Raw genomic sequence first — 20,335 nt, 5'->3', positions numbered from 1 at the left:
GGCGATTACGGCAACCGAGCCAGGCGACATGGCGAAAGTCTGCCGCGATTTTCTGGTGGCTGAGGTCACCGAAGAGCAGGTCGTTTTCTTGTTCGTCGCCGATTTTGCCGATGGGTTTGGTCAGTTGTTCTGGCAGGACATCAACCAGTCCTCTTCAGCCCCACGCCGTACGGGGCGGGGTGGCGTCAACAATTGCCACATGCATGTGTTTGCAATCGGGCGTACTCGAAGGCACCATCCAGATGGCTCCGAGTAACGGGGCTTTCCGCCCAACAGAAAGGAAATGAAAGATGATGTTTGTAGGAAGGACCGTCTGGGAAGTCCATCAAGGCCGTGAGGGCGATTTCATCGGCTTCTGTAGGCGGGGGTCTGAAATCCACCGACGCCTCGGTGCGACCAATGTCGCACTTATCGCCCACAACACAGGACCTGGACACCTAATGACCTACGTGCTCCAGTTCGAGAACGGTGTTGGATACGGCGCATTCGTGGATGCATTGTCTGCCGACTCGGAGTGGCTCACCCTGGGACAAGAGTTCGTTGCCGACCCGCCCGCCCGAATCGTCAGTCAGGACACTGGTGCCAACCTGCTTTCGTAGGCGCCTAGTTGGCCATTAGCGCCAACCTCTAGATCGATACCAGCGAGCCCCCAGGTGTAGATACGTGCAGGTAGGCCGCAGCCTCTGGCTCGACTCGCGTCCGTGGCGGGTAGAGTTCCTGGTGAGAGGCGTGACTGCGCCCCAGCGAACGGTGTTTCAGCCCCCGATTTGGGAGTTATCCAACCGCTCAGGGGGTAGGCGGAGCGCCTCTCTCCACCGTTTTGAGGTGGGTTAACTTCGGAGTCCCTAGGGAGAACGGGGCGAAAGCCCCACGTCCCCCGCAACGAAGGGGTTCGGATGGATACTCCGATGGCCTTGGAGGTGTGCTGAGGGCATGCCAGGGACGCTCTTATTCGAGAGGGTCGACGGTGTCTGATCCAGTTTCCCCAGCCACAGAGCCGGTTTCTGTCGCGCCAACTTGACCTGGTTGGCAGTAGGGGGAGAACCCATCTGGGTCGAAGGTGAGGACATCTTTAGCTGAGCGGTCAGAAGAAAACGTGTCCAACAGATACGGAGCTCCCGACGTTCGATACCAGTTCTCAACAGAAACACCGAACACGTCTTCAAAAGCGTTGAACCAACTAGGACATGACGGAGTGCTCGGATAGGTCCCAGTGGTGAGAAGCCACTCATTAATTTTCGCGTCACCGAAGTCATAGAAGAGGATCTCGTTTACTGGAAGACCGAGGGAGTAGCCGAGGGGTCCACCGCTGCCTATGCATCGTGGTTCAGTCGACGTCCGAGGTAGCCACAAATAATCGAGCCAGCCCTGAGCAGTCACCGAGGCCGCATCGGGTATGGACTTCCCAATTCCTGCCAGTCGTACTTCTCGCCAGACACTTGATGGCACAGGGTTGTCCTCAAGCCCGTCAGCGAACGCCTTCATGTAGAGCTCGGCGTGTCCCTCAGTCAGCCAGCAGGGGAGGTATGTCCATGGGCAGGAAGGGTCTCCCATTAGAAGGCATCGATCAGTCTTGGACCCAGTCGCTAGGTACTGGAACCAGTGAGTGGTCTCGTGATGCGCTACTAGTTGAGCAAGCGCGGCAACTGCGTTCTGTCCAAAGTCGGTCTGGCTTCCCGTGGCGCTGACGATATGGGGTACACCATTCGTATCGACCTCGACCATCCCGTGAGCAGCAGATTCATGGACCTCAGAGAACCACCCTGGGTTGAAGCGCTCGCCTTCGAGCAGTGACATTTCAGTTTCCCACCAAGTCCTATCGGTTTCATCGACGATCACGAGCAGGATTGTCTCGGCAAAGTCGAATCCGCCTGACCAGAAGTCGGCGGCCTCCGCATAAGCGGCGGTGACGACCTCTAGGTGTTCGTCGGAGAATCCTGGAGCGGCCCTGAGGTTGATGGTTTGACCGCGGCGTGGTCTCTCCGCAGCTATGCGACGAATCTCTACGTATACCTCTTCCCAGATCTCAAGAGCCTCGGTAGGTGCTGTGGTGGTTGGCGCGACAGTCGTAGGTGCCAGATAGGAGAACGGAATCTTTGTCGAGATCCCCGCATCCCCGCAGGGATCGTGCCCTTCGGGATGGGTTTCCTTCAGCATGTCTCCGAAGTCATCTGTCGTCACATGGCAGAGCAAATACAGACCTGCTTCTTCCAGAAACTTCATGACGTCATGGTGGATGTCCTTCCTTTCAGGATTTTTCGCAAGGTCAAAGATGCCCTGTCGCCCGTAGTAGTTGTCTTTGGGAGTTAGTCCTGAGGTGAACGTTGTTTCTTTGATCTCTCTCCGTCCGAGTTCGCCGACGAGGAGATCCCATTCGGTTTGGGTGACTGCTGCGATGTCGTACATGAGGGCATTGCGGATTGGGAACATGATCGCCATGACGCGCTGGAAGGCTTTCTCGTCTTCGCTTAGTCCGTCCTGTGAGGACCGCTGGAGGTCGTCTCCGTCGAAGGCGGGCGTTCCTCTCGCCTGGAGTGCTTCGCCTTGGGCATTCACCGCCACTGCTTCGTTTACAGCAAAGAGGAAGTTCCCGTCACGATCGACGACGTCTTCGGTTCCCGGATCAAGTCCAGTCTGATGCGGAACCCCTGTGAAGATGCAGTAACCCAAGGAATCGATATTGCAGGCGTATCTGTCTGTCGGCCTGCCCTTTCCGGCGCCTTCTACGCTGGCTTGGCCACCGGTTCCCCCAGTGGTGGTGGGAGGCGTAGCCGCCTGAGGTGCCGTCGTGGTGGTGGTTGGCGGTGATGCCGTCGTCGTTGCCGCAGGGGAAATCGTTGACGCCACGATGCTGGCAGTTACCTCAGTTGTAGTCGTTGCAGGCCCCGTCGTTGTTGTCGGTGCCGCAGTGGTTGTCGGCACAGCAGTTGTGGTCGGCGCCTGAGTTGCTGAAGGGGCAACCGTCGTTGCTGGCGTGCCGGTGTCTGAACTTCCGCCACACCCTGAGACGACCAACAGAAACGTCAGAGCAACCGCGTACTTCTTCACGGTCTCAGCCTGCCACCCCTCCTATGGGGGCGGTGGGTATCTCTGACGCCCTCGGTGTAGATACACCAAACAATGCCCTGGTTCAGCAGGCCGGTTCGAACCTCATGCACTCCCCGCGATGATCCCCCAACGGATCCGCGCCCAATAGCGTTCATGGAAGAAATAGAGCACCAACTTGGTAATGACCTCGAATCCACCGATCGATATGGCTGTCGCCAAATTGCCGGTGAAGACGAACCCGAGCACCATCGTGTCGGCGCTCGCCAACACCCGCCATGTCGCCGTCTTGGTAGCCGAGCGCCGTCGCCCCTCCCGGTAGTGGCCCTCTTCGTCCACGGTGCGGTCCCATTGCAACCGCGACCAGAGTCGCTCATGCAGGTAGTAGAGCGTCATCTTGGTTGCCACTTCGGTCAAAGCAATTAAGGCGGCGGTTCTTATCTTGTCAACTCCGCTTGCCTCCTCAAGGCCCAAGAAAGGGCCCAGAAAACTCAGGATGACGAAGGACAAGATCAGGGTGTCGAGTGTTCCCACCACCCGCCAAGAGATCGCCTTGGCGATCGAACGAACCGGTTGGATTTCCGGAGGGTTCGGGGGATCTAAGCGCGGGTCCTCAGGACCAAAGATCGGACTTTCAGGATGTTCTCTCATCGTAGGTTGAGTCTGTCACCCCCCTCCCCTGAGGGGGCGGGGGGTCGCCCTGCCAGTCGGGTGACAAACTCAGCGGATGGTGGCCTGCCCGACGCTTGAGACCGAAAGGCTTGTTCTGCGCCCGTTCAGAGATGACGACGTGGACGACTACTTCGCCGTGCTGGACAGTCCGGAGGTGCGACGCTGCCTGCACCTCCCGGAGAGCCTGGACCGGAGCGACGCTTGGCAGCAGATCGCTGGGTTCCTGGGCCAGTGGGTGCTCCGGGGAACCGGACAGTGGGCGCTAGAGGAGCGGTTCACGGGAGTCTTTCTGGGCCGAGCAGGCCTCCACCGTCCCGAGCGTCCGGACTGGCCGGGCGTGGAGGTCGGCTGGACGCTCCACCCCGATCACTGGGGGAAGGGCTACGCCACGGAGGCCGGTGCCGCGGCCATCCGGTACGCATTCGAGGAACTGGACTTGGACCGGATCTTCTCGTGCATCCTCCCCGACAACGGGCCATCCCAGGCCGTAGCCCGACGGCTGGGCATGGAGTTGCTGGAGGAGCGCACTATGGCGTTCTTTCCGTCGGCCCCCCACGGCATCTGGGCCTTGGACAGAGATACCGCCGGCTTCAGCCGTTGAGCAGCGTCTGAACCGGTTCTGGAAAGAACAGAAACTCTCAAAACAGGCTGAAAACCTGTGGGTGCTACTGCATGCGCACTGTCTGGCTTTAGGGACGTACCTCGTAGTAGAGGTTGGTGGGATCATCGAGATCGTGCATGGAGAACCGGGTGAAGCCGGCGTCGGTGACCATCGACTCGAGGACCGCCGGGTTCATGCCGAGCGTCCCAAGGCCTAGGCCATCTTCACTTGACATGGCCGACGACATACACGACGCCACCGACGTCGAATACATCATGGCCAGCATCGGGTTGCGTAGGTTCTTGGACCACTCGGGCGACGATTTGATCTCCTTGACCAGCCATGTCCCGTCGTCGGAAATGGCCGCCCGGATAGCTCCCATTGCCAGGTCGGGCCTCGGCATGTCGTGCAGGCAGTCAAGAGTCATCATCAGGTCGACGTCGGCGGTCGGAGGCACGTCCTCCCCGCCAGCTAGGTGGATAGTCACGTTGTCGACGTCGTCGAATCGGTGCCGGGCTACCGACACCGCCCGTTCGGACACGTCGTATCCCTCAAACGTGCAGTCGGGCCATGCGGCAGCCATCAACTCGAGGGCCAGCCCGGTGCCACAGCCCACGTCCACGACCTTGGCGCCGGCCGCCAACCGGTCGGCCACCCCGTCCAGAGCCGGAATCACCTTCGGCACCAACAGCGCTCTGGCCATGGGCGCCAGCATCGCTTCAACGTGCTGCTCGGATCCCTCACCTTGGCCGTCGTACGTCAGGCCCAGACCGGTCTGGAATGCCTCGGCCAGCCCGTCCGCGACCTTCGGGTTCCGAAGGTGGCTAAACACACCGCCGGCATAGGTCGGCGTGCCCTTACGGGCCAGCACCATGGCGGCTTCAGCCTGTAGCTCGAACGTCTCCCCCTCGTCACTGACCATCAGCTGGGCCGCCGCCTGCGAACGAAGCCATTCGCGTAGCCACCGTTCGTGCAGCCCAGTGGCTGCCGCCAGGTCGCCCGCCGTCACCGGGCCCGCACCGTCAAGCGCCTCGTAGAGCCCGAGCCGCACCCCCAGATGGATCATCAGCGACACCGACTCCCCCTGCTTATAGCCCCAGGTGGTCATGGTGTACTGCTTGAGAAGGTCGCCGTCGACACCCATGTCGCACTCCTAATCGTGGTCGCTCGTGGTGCCGTCAGCCTTCCACGGGCAGCATCTACCGACAGCACCGGCCCGGCGCCCGTCAGTCGTCAGACTGGATCCAGATGCCGCCGTCGTGCGCTACGCACGGCAGCACCTCGAGGTCGCCCTTTCGGTCTCGGCGGCCGTTCACGTTCTGCTTCCAACCCTCGCCGTCCACGCCGAAACGCCAGAAGTGGGTCAAGCAGACCAGCTCCTCGCCGTCGACTGCCCCCTCATGGGCCAGGTGAGACCACTGGTGCGGGCATCGGGCCTCCGACACGCACGGCACCCCAGAAACGGTCACCCAGACCACTAGGTCGTCGGTCCGACCATTGCGCTCGATGGTCGATTCGGCGATGGTCCCCGGTGACGGCACGGCATCGGCCACCCGAACCCATCCCGGTTCCGGCGGGCCCCCATCCATCGCTCAGGTATCCACCGGTCAGACGTCCAGGTAGCGGGTGACGGCCACTGCGGAACCGACCATGCCTACAGCACCGCCGATGACCAGCAGCCAGATACTGGTGTCCCAGACGAACCCATCGGGCACAGCGAAGCCCCGGAACAACGGCACGGCATCGGACTTCTGGAAGTAGGCCAGCACCTGGTCGTCGACCACGAACAGGGCAGGAACAGCCAGCGCGGCACCAATCAACCCATGGATGGTGCCCTCCAACATGAACGGGATTCGGATGAACCAGTTGGTCGCACCAACCAACTTCATCACCTCGATCTCCTGACGACGGGCACCAATGGCGGTGAATACCGTGTTCAAGATCAGTAGTGCGGAGACGCCGACCAGCACCACAGCAGCAACCAGGAGCGCCTGGCTGACCCTGTTGGAGAAGTCCTCGATTTGACGGATGGCATCGGTTGCCGTGGCCACTTCCTTCACGCCGGGTTGTTCGCCGAACTGGCGGGCCATCTCGGCCACGTTTCCGGCCTCCGGGTTAGCTGGCACGATGCGGTAGGAGGGCGGCATGACCTCGGCTGTCACGCTCTCCACCAACTCGGGCTTGTCGGCGAATAGTTCCTGGAACTCGAGGTATGCCGCTTCCTTGTCGACATACGTATAGCCCGAGATGGCCGGGCTACCGTCCAACACATTCCGGATGGCGCCGTCCTGGTCGTCCGAAGCGTCGGCTCGCATGAAGACAATGAACTCCACGCCTTCCTGGAATTGGGCCGTGGCCCGGTCAGCCCCCTCCCGGATAAGCAGGGAGGCGCCGACTAACGACAACGAGATTGCCACCGTCAGGATGGCTGCCATGGTCAAGCTGAGGTTCCGCCACAGGCTAACGAAGGTCTCGCGGGCGTAGTACCAGAGCCGCGACAGCACGTCAGTCCACCCGTCCCGTCGCCACCGTCTCAGGTACCAGCGTGCTCACTCGTACACGCCCTGAGACTCGTCACGCCGGATCACTCCACGGTCCAACTCGATGACCCGTCGACGCATCGTGTCGACGATGCCCCGGTCATGGGTGGCCATAACCACCGTGGTGCCGCTTCGGTTGATGCGATCCAGCAGGCGCATGATCCCCACAGAGGTGGCGGGGTCTAGGTTTCCGGTCGGCTCGTCGGCCAACAGGATCAACGGCCGATTAACGAAGGCGCGGGCAATGGATACCCGCTGTTGTTCGCCGCCGGACAGTTCGTCAGGTAGCCGTTCGGACTTGCGGCTGAGGCCCACCAACTCGAGGATGGCCGGCACCTGGGTGCGGATGACCTGGCGGGGACGCCCAATCACTTCGAGGCCGAAGGCCACGTTCTCGTACACCGTCTTCTTCGGCAGAAGTTTGTAGTCCTGGAAGATGTACCCGATCTGGCGTCGCAGGTACGGCACCCGCCACGTGCTCATCTCGCCGAGGTCTTTGCCGGCGACCATTATCCGCCCCTCGTCGACCACCTCTTCACGGTTTAGTAACCGGATGAAGGTCGACTTGCCCGAACCCGACGGCCCGACCAGGAAGACGAACTCGCCACGCTGGATCTCGGCAGTGGCGTTCTTCAGGGCCACCACGTCGCCCTTGTAGACCTTCGAGACGCCCTCGAGCCGGATCATCGACCTTCCTCCGGTCGAGTCGCGACAGGTCGGATCGGTCGGATCGGCACGGCGCGCACGGTACCAGAGGCACCCTCGCCCATCGGGTCAGCGGGCCGGTCGACGGGTTCCTTCTGGGCCGGCCAGTCAGTTGCTGGCGTTGGTCCGTGACCAGCGGAGGTACGACTCCATGAAGCCGTCCAGGTCACCGTCCAACACACCGGCCACGTCCCCCACCTCATGGTCGGTCCGTAGATCTTTGACCATCTGGTACGGCTGCAATACGTAGGACCGGATCTGACTACCGAAGTCGACGATCAGTTTCTCGCCGCCGATCTGTGCCAGTTCGGCGTCGCGCTTTTGACGCTCCAGGTCGAGCAGGCGCGCGGCCAGCATCTGCATAGCCTTGTCTTTGTTCTGGTGCTGACTCCGTTCGTTCTGGCAGGACGTCACGACCCCCGTCGGTAGGTGTGTGATCCGAACTGCCGAATCGGTCACGTTGACGTGCTGGCCGCCGGCACCCGACGAACGGTAGGTATCGATGCGAAGATCGGTCTCATCGATGTCGATCTCATCGACAATCTCGTCGAAGAACGGAACGACCTGCAGCGAGGCAAACGCAGTCTGCCGCTTGGCCTCCTTGTTAAACGGCGAGATCCGAACTAGCCGATGGACCCCACGTTCGGCCTGCAGGAGCCCGAAGGCGTAGCGACCACGCACTACAAACTCCGCCGAGCTGATGCCGGCCTCGGTGCCTTCCGAGATGGACTCGACCTGGAGGGCGAAGCCCCGCCGGTCGGCCCACCGTGTGTACATGCGCAGCAGGGTCTCAGCCCAGTCCTGTGCATCGGTCCCGCCCGCTCCGGACTGCACCTGACAGACCGCGTCGCCCTCGTCGTATTGGCCACTGAACAGCGACCGCAGTTCGAGTTCGTCGAAGCGACTGCCCAGAGATGCCACCGCCGCGGTGATCTCTCCCTCCAGGCTGTCGTCAGCCTCCTCGACGGCCATCTCGACCAAGGTCTCAGCTTCCTCGATATCGCCGGTCAGGCCGGCGTGGAGGTCGAGATCCTCGATGACTGAGGCCAGGTCCTTCTGGACGCGTCGACCACGGTCCTGGTCGTTCCACAGCTCTGGGTCCGCCATCTCGGCCTCCAGACCGGCCCGACGTTTCGCCTGCTCGGCGATCCGGAGGTAGCCGGCGGCCTCGTCTAGACGGGTCCTCAGGGAGGCCAAGTCGGGAGCAAAGTTCTGCACGTCAGGCTCCGTGACACTGCTTGTACTTCCGCCCCGTCCCGCATGGGCACGGGGCGTTACGGGGCGTGTTCTCCCACTCGCTGTTGACCTTGGTGGCCTGAGGAACTGGCGTGGACTCCTCAACCCGGGCCGGGGCACCCGCGGCGGCAGCGACAGCCGCTGCACCGGTCACCGGCCCCTCAGGGCCGCTGGTCATCACTTCCTCGGGCTCACCGGACTCGGAGGCCGCAGTCACCTGAATCCGCATCACATACCGCAGGAAATCCCGGGCGATCAGCCCATCGAGTTGACTAAACAACTCGAAACCCTCACGCTTCCACTCGGTGGCCGGATCGCGTTGGCCGATGGCCCGCAGATGAATGCCCTCACGTAGGTGATCCATCTCGTAGAGGTGCTCACGCCACCGCTGATCGATGATGCGGAGCATCACCTGGCGCTCCACTTCGCGCATGGTGTCGGCACCTAGCTCGGTCTCACGTCTCTCGAACACGGCAAGGCCGTCGGCGCTCAGGAGGTCGTAGAGCTCGTCGGTTGACTGTGCCGCGCCTATGGCGTCGGCACCGTCGCCCAGTGGCCAGTACGAGTCCAGTTCAACCCGCAGGCCGTCGACGTCCCATTCCTCAGGCAGATCCGATCCACAGAAAGCCTCAATGGCACCGTCGACCACCGCGCCCAACGCGTCGAGGACCTCGTCACGTAGATCACCCTCACTAGACGGTTCTCCCGAGGAATCGTTCTCCGATAGGTCTTCGGCCGGGTTCTCCAGTGCCGACTCCTCCAGCGCCGAATCGTTCGTTGGTCGACTCACCAACAGCTGGTCACGACGGCGGTAGATGACGTTGCGTTGTTCGTTCATCACTTCGTCGTACTTCAGGACGTTCTTGCGGACCTCTGCGTTCTTCTGCTCGACGGTCGTCTGGGCCCGCTCGATGGCCTTGGTGACCATCTTGGATTCAATGGCCTCGTCCTCTGGCAACGCCCGGTCCATGACACCCCTCATGGTGTCCGAGGCAAAGAGACGCATCAGGTCGTCCTCTAGCGAGAGGTAGAAACGGCTCTCGCCGGGGTCGCCCTGTCGACCGCTACGACCCCGTAGCTGGTTGTCGATTCGCCGCGATTCGTGCCGTTCGGTTCCCAGCACGTAGAGGCCACCGTTGCTCCTTACCTGCTCACCGAGGGCCTTGCACTCCGGCTCATGGTGGGCCAGCAGTTCGGCGTACTTCTTTTGGCCTTTGCGGCTCGTGGGTTCCAGCCCGGCCGCCTTCATTTCCCGCTCAGCCAGGTTCTCCGGGTTGCCACCTAGAACGATGTCCACGCCTCGACCGGCCATGTTGGTGGCTACCGTCACGGCCCCCGGGCGACCGGCCTGGGCAACCACGTCGGCCTCGCGGAAATGCTGCTTGGCGTTTAGCACCTCGTGGTCCACGCCTCGCTTCTCGAGTTCGCGGGATAGGCGCTCGGAGTTCTCGACGCTCACCGTTCCGACCAGCACAGGTTGGCCGCCGTCACGGCGCTCCACGATGTCGTCGACCACAGCGCTGAACTTGCCGGCTTCGGACTTGAAGATCAGGTCGCTCTGGTCCAGACGGGCCAACGGGCGGTTGGTGGGAATGGGGACCACCTGGAGGCCGTAGATGCCTGCCAGTTCGGCCGCTTCGGTCTCAGCCGTTCCGGTCATGCCGGCCAACTTGTCGTAGAGGCGAAAGTAGTTCTGGAGGGTGATCGTCGCGAGTGTCTGGTTCTCCTCCTTGATCGACACCCCCTCCTTGGCTTCCACGGCCTGGTGGATGCCGTCCGACCAGCGCCGGCCCTCGAGTACTCGGCCGGTGAACTCGTCGACGATCCGGACCTCGCCATCCACGACGATGTAGTCCTTGTCGCGTTTGTAGAGCTCCTTGGCTTTCAGCGCAGAATGGAACTGGTGGACAAGGTTGGACGACACCTGGTCGTAGAGGTTGTCGACACCGAGGGCGGCCTCGACGGCGTGCACTCCAGCCTCGGTGGGAGCGATGATCCCCTTCTCCTCGTCGACCTCGTAGTGGCTCTCGGCGTTCAGCCCCTGAACCACGGCGGCGAACCGTTGGTAGAGCGCCGCCGCCTCGGCTAGACGGCCGCTGATGATGAGTGGCGTACGGGCCTCGTCGATGAGGATCGAGTCGACCTCATCGACGATGCAGAAGGCATGTCCGCGCTGGGCCTTCTCGGCGCCGGCCATGGCCATATTGTCCCGCAGGTAATCGAAACCCAGTTCGTTGTTTGTGCCGTAGGTGATGTCGGCCGCGTAAGCGGCACGCTTTTCGGCTCGATCCCGGACGTCGGGGACCACCAATCCAACCGATAGGCCTAACCAACGGTGGATCTGACCCATCCATTCGGCGTCGCGGCTGGCCAGGTAGTCGTTCACGGTGCATAGGTGCACGCCCCGGCCGGAGATCCCGTTGAGATAGGCGGGCAGAGTGCTGACCAGCGTCTTGCCTTCGCCGGTGCGCATCTCGGCCACCCAGCCAAGGTGTAGGGCCATGCCGCCCATCATCTGGACGTCGTAGTGCCGCTGGCCGATGACCCGCCACGAGGCCTCGCGCACCACGGCGAACGCCTCCACTAGAAGGTCGTCCAGGCTCTCTCCGTTGTCGTACCTTTGGCGGAACTCAGAGGTACGGGCACGGAGCGCATCGTCGGAGAGAGCGGATGTTGCATCACTGAGCGCATTGATGTCCGGGACGAGGGCCTCGAGGGCCTTGACCTTGCGACCTTCACCGCTGCGCAGTACGCGCGAAAACACACTCATGGTCAGATGAGGCTACCGGTCGACGGCCTGCCCTCAGGGGCCCGTGGCGGGCTACCCAGGACCTGTCGACGGCCGATCAGAGAAGAGCGGCGGGCCGTAGAAGGCCCATTTCGGCAAGGCGGGGAGCCGCATCATCGACCCCGGTGCCGAGGATGGCAGCCAACGCCTGGAGGTCGTCTTGGCGGATGGTCAGGACCCTCCCGTTGAAGTCCTGACGCTTGACCTGGATGATTCCGAGATACCTCCGAATGAGCTCCACCTCGGGGCCCGATGCGTCGACCATGGCGATCAGGTCGATGACCACCTTCTGGCCAGGCACCCATGCCGGTGGTTCGTCTCCTGTCGCTTCAACCCGAACCTCGCCCAGTACCGCCGGAAGCAACTGGTCTACTGGGACGTCGTAGAACTCGGCTAGGCGGCGGAGACGAGGTACCGAGACGGCCCGTTCACCACGTTCGTAGGCACCCAGCACCGAAGCCTTGAACTCCGACTCGGAACGGGCCTCAACGTCCTGTAGAGAGAGCCGCTTCTGACGCCGGATGACCCGGATGCGTTCGCCGAGAAGGATGCTGTAATCATCGTCGGACGCCGACGGGGTCGCCCCGGCGGCGGTCGGACGGGAGAAAGAGTCGGCCACGGGTCGTGACGGTACTGACCGCGCTCCGTGGTTGCAATTCTGATCAGAATCGACCGCCAATAGGACTCACACCGCAGATCAGGCATGTGGCCAGAGCCGTCCGTCGCGGATGGCCGTGAGCAGCGTGCCAGCCACGATGGCTGCTGTCTCGGCGCGCAGCACCGTCTGGCCGAGGCTCACCGTCCGGTGGTTCACCAGCTCATCGGTGGTCCACCCTCCCTCTGGCCCGACCAGCAGCGCCCGAACCGAACCATCGATCGGGTCGCCACCGTGCTCGGCCACCGCCAGACCTTCAGGCACCATGACATCGCCGGGTGCCGACACCTCGTCAATCTGAGGCAACCACACGCGACGCGACTGCATGGCTGCCTCCCGGGCTACCCGCCTGAACCGCTCTACCTGGACAGTCGCCTTGGTGTCGTCCCACCGCACCACCGACCGCTCGGCAGTCAGTGGGAGGATCCGGTCAACCCCCAACTCAGTCAGCTTCTGAACCACCAACTCGGGTCGTCCGCCCTTGATGAGAGCGAAGCCCACGGCCACCGTCGGCTCAGGCTCCGCCACGACGACGACCTCGGCGGTTGGCTCGGGCTCAACGGCAGAGCGGAACACGGCCCGGCCCCAACGACCCGCACCATCCCCGACCGTGATCGGGTCCCCGTCGCGTAGCCGCAATACGCGGGCCAGGTGGTGGCGGTCACCAGGGTCCAACAACGGGGCCGACGCATCAGTCACGAACACATGCGGACCCCCATGACCGTCAGGGAGAACCGCTTTACCCGGGATGTCGTTCACCGGTCCCGCCGGGCCTACCGGAACGCCGAGCGGATCTTGGAAATGAGGCCCCCATCGGCGTCGGCTACCACCTCGCCCCGCTCGTCAGCCAGAGCCCTCAGGAGAGCCTCGGCCTCTTCGCTGAGTTCGGTCGGCGTGTCGACGTGCACCTCGACCACCAGGTCACCACGACCACGTCCCTGCAGGTGGGGAACTCCCCGACCCCTGAACCGGAACACTTCACCGGTCGGCGTCCCGCGCGGAATGGCCAGCTCCTCGACGCCGTCCAGGGTCTCATAGTCCAGGATCACCCCTAGGCCCGCCTGTGTCATCGGCAGATGCAACCGGTGAAGAAGATCGACGCCGTGGCGTTCGAAAATCGGATGGGGTCGCACCTGTATCCGAACGTAGAGATCGCCGGCCGGTCCACCCCGTGGCCCCACGGCACCGCGTCCCGTCAGGCGAAGGGTCGTCCCGTGGTCGACGCCGGCTCGAACCTGGACGGTGAAGGAGCGCTCTTCGACGCTCCGACCCTCGCCGCCGCAACTCCCGCACGGGTTCGCGATGACCTGTCCACGACCCGAACACGTCGGACAGGCCGTACTGGTGACCATCTGGCCCAGCATCGACTGACGAACCCGTTGGACCTGACCGGCACCACCGCATCCACTACACGTCTCAGGACTGGAGCCGGGCGCGGCACCGGTGGCTTCACAGTCCTCGCAGACCACGGCCGTCCGCACCGAGACCTCGGCGTCGGAACCGAACACCGCCTCCTCGAAGTCGACCTCGAGAACTGTCTCCAGATCCTCGCCGGAAACCGGGCCGGCATGACGTCGTCCTCCTCCACCGAAGCCACCGCCGCCGAACGGGGATCCGGATCCACCGAAGCCCGAGTTTCCGAAGAAGGACTCGAAGATGTCGCCGAAACCGGCGAACGGATCGCCGGGGCCTGCGGACCCGGTATGTCCGAAGCGGTCGAACCGGTCACGACGTTCGGGGTCGGACAGCACCTCGTAGGCAGCGGCCACTGCCTTGAATTCCGCTTCAGCCGCACCGGCATTGCCGCCGTGGTTGGCGTCGGGGTGGTGTTCACGGGCCAGTCGTCTATACGACTTCTTGATCTCGTCGGACGTGGCGTCTCGGGGGACACCTAAAACGTCGTACGGATCGCGGTCGGTCATCTCCGGTGTCCCCCGCTCAGCCTTCTGTGAGACGGTCGCCGAGGCGCCGTCCGACGACGGCCACGGTGGCGAGGGCCTGCGAGTAGTCCATGCGGGTCGGGCCGAGCACGCCGATCGACCCGGCGGCCTCACCGTCGATCTCATAGGGCGCCACGACCAGCGAACAGTCGGCCAGAGGTTCGATCCCCGTCTCGGTGCCGATCGCCACGCTCATACCGCGGTCAATCACGTCACGGATCATCGTCACCACGATGAACTGGCGTTCCAATACGTCCAGTACTTGACGTACCCGCTCGACTTCGCCGAACGCCGCGGCCACCCGGGACGTCCCGCCCACAAAGGCCCGATCTGCCGACTCGGTGCGTGCTTCGAGGATTCGGCTGACCACGGTGAGCACCGCGTCGACTTTGTCGTCGCCGGTCACCGGCGTATCGGGGACCGCCGACAGGCTGTGGCCGATGAGGGCCGCTGACAGGTGAGCCGCCGCTATGGCCAGCGTGGCTTCCGACGGATCCTCTGACGGACCGATCAACTCGAGCGTGTGCTTTTCTACGGTTCCGTTGGCCATGACCAGCACCAGCAGCGCGAGGTCACGGGTGAGGCCCACCACCTGAACTGACCGGACCTCCTGATGGTCGCGATCGGGTGCCAGCACGACTGCGGCACTTCCAGTGAGGTCCGAGAGGAGACTGCTCGTGTCGGAGAGCATCTGTTCCATCTCGCGGTGCGATCGGCGGAAGAACGCCTGGACCTGCTCGCGGTCCGCGGCATCCAACGGTCCGGGCCCCTCCATACGGTCCACAAAGAAGCGATAGGCCTTCTCAGTCGGCACCCGGCCCGCCGAGGTGTGGGGCTGAACCAGGTAGCCCTGCTCCTCAAGGTTGGCTAGTTCGTTACGAACGGTGGCTGCTGAGACCCCGACGTCGCCGGATCCCGCAATACGCGCTGATCCCACGGGCTGCGCGGTGTCGATGTACTCCTCGACCACCGCGCTCAGAATTGCCGCCTTCCGGTCCTCCAACACGGCACCGATGCTACCGGCGGGGCCCCCGGCGGCCCGTGGGGTCCACGCCCTCATTTCTGTCAGACGAGCCGGCCAGGACCCTTAGTTGTCCAGACTGGGCCCACTCGTGTCATTCGTCGAGCTTGAGGGCGGAGATGAAGGCTTCCTGGGGGACGTCTACGCGTCCGATGGACTTCATCTTCTTCTTGCCCTCCTTCTGCTTCTCCAACAGTTTTCGTTTCCGTGTGATGTCACCGCCATAGAGCTTGGCCGTGACGTCCTTGCGGAAGGCCCGGACGGTCTGCCGGGCGATGATCCGACCTCCGATGGCCGCCTGGATCGGGACCTCGAACTGCTGACGGGGAATGAGCTCCTTTAGCTTGGCCGTCATCTTCCGGCCGTACACGTCGGCATTGTCGCGGTGAACTACCGCCGAGAAGGCATCGACCGGTTCGCCATGCAGCAAGATGTCGACCTTCACCAGGTCGGACTGGCGATAGCCCTCTGGCTCGTAGTCGAGGCTGGCGTACCCCTGGGTGCGACTCTTCATGTGGTCGAAGAAGTCAATGACCACTTCAGCGAGAGGCAGGTGGTACTTGATCTCGACCCGTTCGGGCGAAAGGTACGTGATGCCCTCCAGCTCGCCACGACGTTCTTGACAGAGTTCCATCAGAGCGCCCGTGAAGGCCGTCGGCGTGATGACGTGAGCCAACAGGAACGGTTCTTCGATGTTGGCGATTTCGCCGGCCGGCGGAAGGTCGCACGGGTTGTCGATCTCGACCACATCTCCGTTGGTGCATACCACCCGGTATTCAACGGACGGAGCCGTCGTGATGAGACTCAGGTCGAACTCCCGTTCCAGACGCTCGCGCACGATCTCCATGTGGAGTAGTCCCAGGAAACCGCACCGGAAGCCAAATCCAAGGGCCCCGGAGGTCTCGGGCTCGTAGGTGAAGCTTGAATCGTTGAGTCGCAGCTTCTCGAGGGCCTCCCGTAGGTCGTTGAACTCATCGCCGTCGATCGGGTACAGGCCGCTGAACACCATGGGTTGAGGCTCGCGGTACCCCTCGAGGGCCTCGGTCGAACCGTTCCGGCTGGTGGTGACCGTCTCGCCAGAGCGAGCCTCGCCGACGTCCTTGATACCGGCCAGCAGGTAGCCCACCTCACCGGGGCCAAGTTCAGCCACCGGCGTCAAGTCGGGTCGCCGAACGCCGATCTCATCGGCAACGTGGACCGCGTTGGCCTGCATGAACCGCAGCGAAGTCTCGGCCGGGAGGCGGCCGTTCACCACCCGGATGGAGGACACCACGCCCCGGTACTGGTCAAAATGGCTGTCGAAGACCAGGGCCTGGAGTGGGGCGTCCGGGTCGCCCACAGGTGGGGGGGTGCGTTCGACCACTGCATCGAGTAGTTCGGCGACGCCCTCCCCGGTCTTGGCGCTGATGTGCAGGATCTCCTCTGCCGGGATCCCCAGCACCTGTTCGATCTCCTCCGCATACCGGTCCGGCTCGGCGGCCGGGAGGTCGATCTTGTTGAGGGCGGCCACGATCTCGAGGTCGTTCTCCAGTGCCAGGTAGCAATTAGCAAGCGTCTGGGCTTCGATCCCCTGGGCGGCGTCGACCACCAGAATCACGCCCTCGCAAGCCGCCAACGACCGACTCACCTCGTAGCCGAAATCAACGTGCCCCGGGGTGTCGATCAGGTTGATGACTACATCGCCCCAGTCGAGGCGGACGCTCTGCAACTTGATGGTGATGCCCCGTTCCCGCTCGAGTTCCATCGAGTCGAGGTACTGGGCCCGCATCTCCCGGGGATCCACGGCACCGCACAGCTCCAGCATGCGATCGGCAAGTGTGGACTTGCCGTGATCGATGTGGGCGATGATCGACGTGTTGCGCAGCCGCGAGAGGTTCATTCCGTCGAAGACGGTACCGGCGACCAGGCCTCCCTCTCGGTGCAATCCGTCCACGGGTAGGCGTCACACGACTGAACGGACCGATCTACCGGCGTCACCGCTAGAATCGCCTCTCGCGTCGGTCCGTGGGTTATGTCCCCGGCTCGGCCCCGTCAACCGACGGACCCCCGATCGAGCACACCGAAGGACCACGCCCGTGGCGAACATCAAGAGCCAGATCAAGCGCAACCGCCAGAGCGAGAAGGCGCGCCAGCGCAACCGCGCCGTGCGTACCGAGCTGAAGACCCGGATTCTCAAGGCCCACGAGGCCGCCAAGTCTGGCGAGAACGCCGCTGAGGCTGCGGCCGAGGCCATGAAGAAGATCGACAAGGCCGTCGCCCATGGTGTACTTCACGCCAACACTGCGTCACGCCGTAAGTCCCGACTGCAAAAGCGTCTCAACTCGCTCTCCAACTGAACCTCGCCAGCGCCCACCTGGCCGCCAGAACTCCGGTACCAGCGGTTCAGGGCCGGGACAGGCTCGCTAATCGGGCCACCAGCACCTCGACTACCAGTTCCTGCGGCCACGCCGATCGTCCCCGCAGGTCCAGATCGGCTGCTGCCAACAGGCGTACGGCTCGAGAAATCCGCTCGCCACCCATTCGGCGGCTAGCAGCGAGCGCCTTCTTGGCGGGAAATCCCTTGACCCCAAGAACATCGGCCGCACCCGCCTGATCTCTAATGCCTGACCCATCAAGCCGGAGTAGTCGCCCGTAGTGACCCTGCAGAGCCGCGGTGACGGCCAACGGGTGTCGACCACCAGCAGCCAGCATCCGGGTCAGGCAGTCCAATGCCTTGGCAACATCGCCGTTGTCGATGGCGTCGGTCAGATCCCACGGCGCGACGTCGCCACCCGATCCAAGGAAGGGTTCCACGTCGGCCGCCGTGACCTCGGCTCCCGGACCGAACACCGCGGCAAGAGTCTCCAGTAGCGGCACCACTCCAGCACGATCTTCACCGAGGCGGCGGGCCACGAGAGCCCTTGCTGGTCGATCCAGGTCGACGGGTCCCGCGGCGATCCGGTCGTCGAGCCACTGGTCGGCTTCACGCCCCCGCCCCACCGTTGTCTTGCGGACCTCGCCACCGGCCGCCTTGATGGCTTCGGCCAACGACTTAGGGATCGGGTTGAGGCGCTGCTGGGCTGGGGCGTGGCCCTTCTCCCAGACGACGATGAGTGCCGTGCTATCCAACGGGTCGGCCAGGTAACCCACGAGTGGCATCACCGACTCCTTGTCACTGAACCGTCCAAGGTGACGTCCGACCACCACCCGTCGCCCGGTCAGGAACGGTGGGGTTTGGGCGGCGTCCACCAGACGGGCCACCTCAAAGCCATCCTCGGTGCGGTAGTCCTCCTCGGTAAGTTCCTCGAGGGCCAACGAACGGTCCTCGCCGTCGAGTGCCGCGGTGACCGCGGTCCGGACGGCCTCGGTCACCAGGGCGTCGTCGTCGCCGGTTATCAACACGATGGCCGGCATGCTCATACAGGGGCCATGACATTGGCCATCACGTCAGCCACCCGCCGGGCGCCCCGGACGTCATGCGCCCGAAGGATCCGACAGCCGCCGCTGATGCCCAGCGCGTGGGCCGCCCACGATGCCTCGACCCGATCCTCCAGGCCGTTGCTCGTCACCTCGCCGAGGAATCCCTTGTTGGATGCCGACAACAGGATGGGCTGACCCAAGGTGGTCAGGTCCCCGGAACGCCGGAGGAGTTCGATCGACATGTCGGGCGTCTTGCCGAGGTCGAGGCCTGCGTCGATGATGATCCGCCCGGCGGGGATCCCGGCCTCGGTCGCCCAGCGGACGCGCTCGGCCAGAAATTCGCGGACGTCGGCCACCACGTCGTCGTACCTCGGCGTCGGGTCGGGAATCCTCGGACCGATACGTACGTGGGTGGCGACCACCGTCGCACCATGGCGGGCGCACGCTGGAAGAAACGTCGGATCAGCGAATCCACTGATGTCGTTGCCCACGCACGCGCCGGCCTCCATGGCCGCATCGGCCACGGAACCCCGGAATGTGTCCACGGCAATGGGTAGGTCGAACCGGGCATGCAGGGCCTCTACGGCTGGCACCACGCGTTCCATCTCCTCGTCCCGGGTCACCTCGGGCCCCGGACCGGCCTTGGAGCCGCCGACGTCGAACAGGTCAGCGCCGTTGGCCTCATGGGCCTCGGCCAACCGGAGGAAGTCGTCGAACTCCCAGAACCGTCCGCGATCCCAGAACGAGTCCGGGGTGCGGTTCAGGATTCCCATGACGAGCGACCGGTGGGTGCAGTCGTAGCGGTGGTCGGGGCCCAACTCGACGATCACCCAGTCGACGGTACACCGGGCCGGGGTCGGCGTCCGGTTGGAAAGCAGGTCGACGACCCGGCCTCGGATCGGATTGGCAGGTTCGGGCATGCCACACCCACGAACGGTTGCGTTAACCGAGGGAACGCCGTGAGTGGCGACGACCGTGTCGCCTGAAAAGGCTCTACTAGAAGAGGGCCGATGTCAGTCGACGCCGCCACACCGGGGTGCGTTCGTCGTCCGGTCCGAGGACCTCGAGCAGGTCGACGAACCGCTGCCGGGCATCTTCGTCGGCCTTGACGGCCGTCAGGAGCTCAGCCAACGTCGCTTCGACGTCGTCGACCGCCTCGGTGCGGGCCATCGCAGCGATCCGACGAGTGTCGGCCGACTCGGGGATTCGTTCCAACAACTTGAGGGCAGCGTCCTGGTCGCCCTCGCCGGCCCGCTCAACTAGTAGGAGGGCCAGAGCGGTCACCGCGGCGACATTGTCACTCTCGATACCCAGAGCGGCAATGAGCGACCCCTCGTCGCCAATGGCGATCAGCCGGTCGATCTCAGACACCTCTTCACCTGGCAACAGGCCCTCAACGAATGTCCGGACCGCGTCTTCGCCCTGGGCGCCGACGAAACTCGCAGCTACCTGGCCGTCGACCATTCCGAACACCGCCGGGATGGACTGCACCTGGAACGCCTGGGCCACGCCGGGGTTGGCGTCGATGTCCACCTTGGCCAGAACAACCTTGCCTCCCTGTTCGGCAATGACCTTCTCGAGGATCGGGCCTAGGGACTTGCATGGGCCACACCATTCAGCCCACAGGTCGATGACGACCGGAACCTGTGCAGACCGATCAATGACCTCTGTCTGAAATGTCGCGTCAGTGACGTCCATGCCCCTGAGGGTAGGGGCAGGCACGGTGGGCCCCT

General features: G+C 63.6%; 20 protein-coding genes. 4 read left to right on the top strand and 16 right to left on the bottom strand.

What is annotated here, in order from left to right; translation table 11 throughout:
• Nucleotides 1-28 precede the first annotated feature (28 nt).
• Complete coding sequence (locus tag QF777_06345) at nt 29-256, top strand: hypothetical protein (GenBank protein MDP6911170.1); 228 nt, start codon at nt 29-31, stop codon at nt 254-256.
• Nucleotides 257-948: 692 nt separating this feature from the next.
• Here the strand turns inward: QF777_06345 and QF777_06340 are convergent.
• Nucleotides 949-2,670, bottom strand: coding sequence for a hypothetical protein (locus QF777_06340; GenBank protein ID MDP6911169.1), 1,722 nt, complete (start codon nt 2,668-2,670; stop codon nt 949-951).
• A gap of 118 nt (nt 2,671-2,788) precedes the next feature.
• On the opposite strand from QF777_06340, the gene QF777_06335 reads away from it, so the two are divergent.
• Complete coding sequence (locus QF777_06335) at nt 2,789-2,944, top strand: hypothetical protein (GenBank protein MDP6911168.1); 156 nt, start codon at nt 2,789-2,791, stop codon at nt 2,942-2,944.
• Nucleotides 2,945-3,150: 206 nt separating this feature from the next.
• On the opposite strand, the gene QF777_06330 is transcribed toward QF777_06335, so the two are convergent.
• Nucleotides 3,151-3,696, bottom strand: a complete 546-nt coding sequence (locus tag QF777_06330; protein ID MDP6911167.1) for a DUF2061 domain-containing protein — start codon at nt 3,694-3,696, stop codon at nt 3,151-3,153.
• 76 nt (nt 3,697-3,772) lie between these two features.
• On the opposite strand from QF777_06330, the gene QF777_06325 reads away from it, so the two are divergent.
• Nucleotides 3,773-4,318, top strand: a complete 546-nt coding sequence (locus QF777_06325) for a GNAT family N-acetyltransferase (protein MDP6911166.1) — start codon at nt 3,773-3,775, stop codon at nt 4,316-4,318.
• 88 nt (nt 4,319-4,406) lie between these two features.
• On the opposite strand, the gene QF777_06320 is transcribed toward QF777_06325, so the two are convergent.
• The 11 genes from QF777_06320 to lepA all read right to left on the bottom strand — a co-directional run bounded on the left by QF777_06320 (nt 4,407) and on the right by lepA (nt 17,082).
• Nucleotides 4,407-5,462 (bottom strand): methyltransferase domain-containing protein, encoded by a 1,056-nt coding sequence (locus QF777_06320; GenBank protein MDP6911165.1) that lies wholly within the window; start codon nt 5,460-5,462, stop codon nt 4,407-4,409.
• Nucleotides 5,463-5,544: 82 nt separating this feature from the next.
• On the bottom strand, nt 5,545-5,907 hold the full coding sequence (locus tag QF777_06315) for a Rieske 2Fe-2S domain-containing protein (protein ID MDP6911164.1): 363 nt from the start codon (nt 5,905-5,907) through the stop codon (nt 5,545-5,547).
• 18 nt (nt 5,908-5,925) lie between these two features.
• The gene (locus tag QF777_06310) at nt 5,926-6,753 is read right to left on the bottom strand and encodes a permease-like cell division protein FtsX (protein MDP6911163.1); all 828 of its coding nucleotides are present in this window, start codon (nt 6,751-6,753) and stop codon (nt 5,926-5,928) included.
• A gap of 114 nt (nt 6,754-6,867) precedes the next feature.
• On the bottom strand, nt 6,868-7,545 hold the full coding sequence (ftsE, locus tag QF777_06305) for a cell division ATP-binding protein FtsE (GenBank protein MDP6911162.1): 678 nt from the start codon (nt 7,543-7,545) through the stop codon (nt 6,868-6,870).
• A gap of 126 nt (nt 7,546-7,671) precedes the next feature.
• Nucleotides 7,672-8,781, bottom strand: coding sequence for a peptide chain release factor 2 (gene prfB / locus QF777_06300; protein MDP6911161.1), 1,110 nt, complete (start codon nt 8,779-8,781; stop codon nt 7,672-7,674).
• A gap of 1 nt (nt 8,782) precedes the next feature.
• On the bottom strand, nt 8,783-11,569 hold the full coding sequence (secA, locus tag QF777_06295; protein MDP6911160.1) for a preprotein translocase subunit SecA: 2,787 nt from the start codon (nt 11,567-11,569) through the stop codon (nt 8,783-8,785).
• Nucleotides 11,570-11,645: 76 nt separating this feature from the next.
• Nucleotides 11,646-12,206, bottom strand: a complete 561-nt coding sequence (locus tag QF777_06290; protein MDP6911159.1) for a transcriptional regulator — start codon at nt 12,204-12,206, stop codon at nt 11,646-11,648.
• Nucleotides 12,207-12,284: 78 nt separating this feature from the next.
• Nucleotides 12,285-12,941: an RsmE family RNA methyltransferase gene (locus QF777_06285; protein MDP6911158.1), complete on the bottom strand. Its 657-nt coding sequence runs from the start codon at nt 12,939-12,941 to the stop codon at nt 12,285-12,287.
• A 74-nt stretch (nt 12,942-13,015) separates the two neighbouring features.
• The gene (locus QF777_06280) at nt 13,016-14,164 is read right to left on the bottom strand and encodes a J domain-containing protein (protein MDP6911157.1); all 1,149 of its coding nucleotides are present in this window, start codon (nt 14,162-14,164) and stop codon (nt 13,016-13,018) included.
• A 16-nt stretch (nt 14,165-14,180) separates the two neighbouring features.
• Complete coding sequence (gene hrcA, locus QF777_06275) at nt 14,181-15,188, bottom strand: heat-inducible transcriptional repressor HrcA (GenBank protein MDP6911156.1); 1,008 nt, start codon at nt 15,186-15,188, stop codon at nt 14,181-14,183.
• 109 nt (nt 15,189-15,297) lie between these two features.
• Nucleotides 15,298-17,082: a translation elongation factor 4 gene (lepA, locus tag QF777_06270; GenBank protein MDP6911155.1), complete on the bottom strand. Its 1,785-nt coding sequence runs from the start codon at nt 17,080-17,082 to the stop codon at nt 15,298-15,300.
• Between the two features lie 196 nt (nt 17,083-17,278).
• On the opposite strand from lepA, the gene rpsT reads away from it, so the two are divergent.
• Nucleotides 17,279-17,539: a 30S ribosomal protein S20 gene (gene rpsT, locus QF777_06265; GenBank protein MDP6911154.1), complete on the top strand. Its 261-nt coding sequence runs from the start codon at nt 17,279-17,281 to the stop codon at nt 17,537-17,539.
• Nucleotides 17,540-17,585: 46 nt separating this feature from the next.
• On the opposite strand, the gene holA is transcribed toward rpsT, so the two are convergent.
• The 3 genes from holA to QF777_06250 form a co-directional block, all read right to left on the bottom strand.
• The gene (gene holA / locus QF777_06260; GenBank protein MDP6911153.1) at nt 17,586-18,602 is read right to left on the bottom strand and encodes a DNA polymerase III subunit delta; all 1,017 of its coding nucleotides are present in this window, start codon (nt 18,600-18,602) and stop codon (nt 17,586-17,588) included.
• On the bottom strand, nt 18,599-19,522 hold the full coding sequence (folP, locus tag QF777_06255; GenBank protein ID MDP6911152.1) for a dihydropteroate synthase: 924 nt from the start codon (nt 19,520-19,522) through the stop codon (nt 18,599-18,601). Before folP ends, holA begins: the two co-directional genes overlap by 4 nt.
• A gap of 76 nt (nt 19,523-19,598) precedes the next feature.
• A complete protein-coding gene (locus tag QF777_06250) occupies nt 19,599-20,300 on the bottom strand; it encodes a tetratricopeptide repeat protein (protein MDP6911151.1) in 702 nt (233 codons plus the stop codon).
• Between the last annotated feature and the right edge of the window lie 35 nt (nt 20,301-20,335).

The sequence above is a fragment of the Acidimicrobiales bacterium genome (genome assembly GCA_030747595.1).
Taxonomy (GTDB): domain Bacteria; phylum Actinomycetota; class Acidimicrobiia; order Acidimicrobiales; family MedAcidi-G1; genus UBA9410.
This window is presented reverse-complemented; position numbering and strand designations above follow the sequence as displayed.

Bases quoted from the DNA above. Each gene is read 5' to 3' on its own strand.
- lepA (MDP6911155.1), bottom strand. From the start codon at position 17,082: ATGAACCTCTCGCGGCTGCGCAACACGTCGATCATCGCCCACATCGAT.
- holA (MDP6911153.1), bottom strand. From the start codon at position 18,602: ATGAGCATGCCGGCCATCGTGTTGATAACCGGCGACGACGACGCCCTG.
- QF777_06310 (MDP6911163.1), bottom strand. From the start codon at position 6,753: ATGGCAGCCATCCTGACGGTGGCAATCTCGTTGTCGTTAGTCGGCGCC.
- QF777_06345 (MDP6911170.1), top strand. From the start codon at position 29: ATGGCGAAAGTCTGCCGCGATTTTCTGGTGGCTGAGGTCACCGAAGAG.
- secA (MDP6911160.1), bottom strand. From the start codon at position 11,569: ATGAGTGTGTTTTCGCGCGTACTGCGCAGCGGTGAAGGTCGCAAGGTC.
- QF777_06320 (MDP6911165.1), bottom strand. From the start codon at position 5,462: ATGGGTGTCGACGGCGACCTTCTCAAGCAGTACACCATGACCACCTGG.
- QF777_06280 (MDP6911157.1), bottom strand. From the start codon at position 14,164: ATGACCGACCGCGATCCGTACGACGTTTTAGGTGTCCCCCGAGACGCC.
- ftsE (MDP6911162.1), bottom strand. From the start codon at position 7,545: ATGATCCGGCTCGAGGGCGTCTCGAAGGTCTACAAGGGCGACGTGGTG.
- QF777_06325 (MDP6911166.1), top strand. From the start codon at position 3,773: ATGGTGGCCTGCCCGACGCTTGAGACCGAAAGGCTTGTTCTGCGCCCG.
- QF777_06250 (MDP6911151.1), bottom strand. From the start codon at position 20,300: ATGGACGTCACTGACGCGACATTTCAGACAGAGGTCATTGATCGGTCT.
- QF777_06315 (MDP6911164.1), bottom strand. From the start codon at position 5,907: ATGGATGGGGGCCCGCCGGAACCGGGATGGGTTCGGGTGGCCGATGCC.
- folP (MDP6911152.1), bottom strand. From the start codon at position 19,522: ATGCCCGAACCTGCCAATCCGATCCGAGGCCGGGTCGTCGACCTGCTT.
- QF777_06330 (MDP6911167.1), bottom strand. From the start codon at position 3,696: ATGAGAGAACATCCTGAAAGTCCGATCTTTGGTCCTGAGGACCCGCGC.